This window comes from Pseudomonas avellanae BPIC 631 (genome assembly GCF_000444135.1).
In the GTDB taxonomy this organism is placed as follows: Bacteria; Pseudomonadota; Gammaproteobacteria; order Pseudomonadales; family Pseudomonadaceae; genus Aquipseudomonas; species Aquipseudomonas avellanae.
On record NZ_ATDK01000425.1, the window covers coordinates 1 to 1,496 of the forward strand.

The following is a 1,496-nucleotide window of genomic DNA, read 5'->3' on the forward strand; positions in this document are numbered from 1 at the left end:
GGCATTGCAGGCTCGTATTGGTGTTGTGTGAGAACTCCAACAATACGGGCCTGTTCTCATAGGGATCAATAGGTTACGTCGAAACGGGAACAGACCCTAGCGACTTGTGATGGCGGGCTGATAAACTCCGCGCCATGAATAGAACTCTTTATACCGTGCTGTTTCATCTCGGCCTGCCCTTGGTCGCCCTGCGCCTGTGGTTGCGTGCGCGCAAGGCCCCGGCGTATCGCCAGCGCATCGGCGAGCGTTTCGCCAGCGGCCTGCCTGCTATGCAGCGCGGCGGCATCTGGGTGCATGCGGTGTCGGTGGGCGAGAGCATCGCCGCCGCGCCAATGATTCGCGCGCTGCTGGCGCAGTATCCGCAATTGCCGATCACTGTGACTTGCATGACGCCCACAGGTTCGGAGCGAATCAAAGCGCTGTTCGCCAACGAGCCGCGTATTCAGCACTGTTACCTGCCGTATGACCTGCCGTGGGCGGCCGGGCGTTTTCTCGATCATGTGCAGCCGCGGCTGGGCATCATCATGGAAACCGAGTTGTGGCCCAACCACATTCATCAATGTGCGAAACGCGCAATTCCCGTGGTGCTGGCCAATGCGCGACTGTCGGAACGCTCGGCGCTGGGCTATGCCCGTTTCGCCAGGCTGACGCAGCCAATGCTGGCTGAAATGGCCTGGTTTGCGGTGCAGACTGAAGTGGAAGCGCAGCGCTTTCGTGATCTGGGTGCGCGACCGGAGTGTGTTGCGGTGACGGGTTCGATCAAGTTCGACTTGAGCATCGACCCGCACCTGCTGGAGCGCGCTGCGCAACTGCGCGAACAATGGCAGGCGACGCAGCGCCCGGTGTGGATCGCAGCCAGCACCCATGCGGGCGAGGATGAAAGCGTTCTGTCCGCTCATCGCACTTTGCTGGCCAGCCATCCCGATGCGCTGTTGATTCTGGTGCCGCGCCATCCCGAGCGTTTCGACAGCGTGCATGCGCTGTGTCAGCAGCAGGGCTTCAAAACGGTTCGACGCTCCTCCGCGCAGGCCGTCACGCCAGAGGTTGCGGTGCTGATGGGCGATACCATGGGCGAGTTGCTGTTTCTTTACGCGCTGGCCGACATCGCTTTCGTCGGTGGCAGCCTGGTGCCCAACGGCGGGCACAACCTGCTGGAGCCCGCTGCGCTGGCCAAGCCCGTACTGAGCGGCCCGCACCTGTTCAACTTCCTCGAGATCGCCGCAATGTTGCGCACTGCCGGGGCGTTGCAAGAGGTCAGCGATGCGACCGCGCTAGCCACTGCGGTGCAGGGCCTGATCGATCAACCACAACAGGCTCGCAGCATGGCCGATGCCGGGCTGGCAGTGATGAAGGCCAATCAGGGTGCGCTGCAACGTTTACTGGACGGAATCGAGCGGTTGATGGCCAAACGCTGAATCGCGGAGGACGCAGAGCGTCCAGAACGGCATGCGACGCGGAGCGTCGCACGATAGTTGAGATTATCGTTCCGCACGCTC

General features: G+C 62.2%; 1 protein-coding gene. It reads left to right on the forward strand.

Annotated elements, in window-relative coordinates; translation table 11 throughout:
* Positions 1–134 precede the first annotated feature (134 nt).
* On the forward strand, positions 135–1,415 hold the full coding sequence (waaA, locus tag DW49_RS0123490) for a lipid IV(A) 3-deoxy-D-manno-octulosonic acid transferase (RefSeq protein WP_024420556.1): 1,281 nt from the start codon (positions 135–137) through the stop codon (positions 1,413–1,415).
* Positions 1,416–1,496: the final 81 nt, after the last annotated feature.

Bases quoted from the DNA above. Each gene is read 5' to 3' on its own strand.
- waaA (WP_024420556.1), top strand. From the start codon at position 135: ATGAATAGAACTCTTTATACCGTGCTGTTTCATCTCGGCCTGCCCTTG.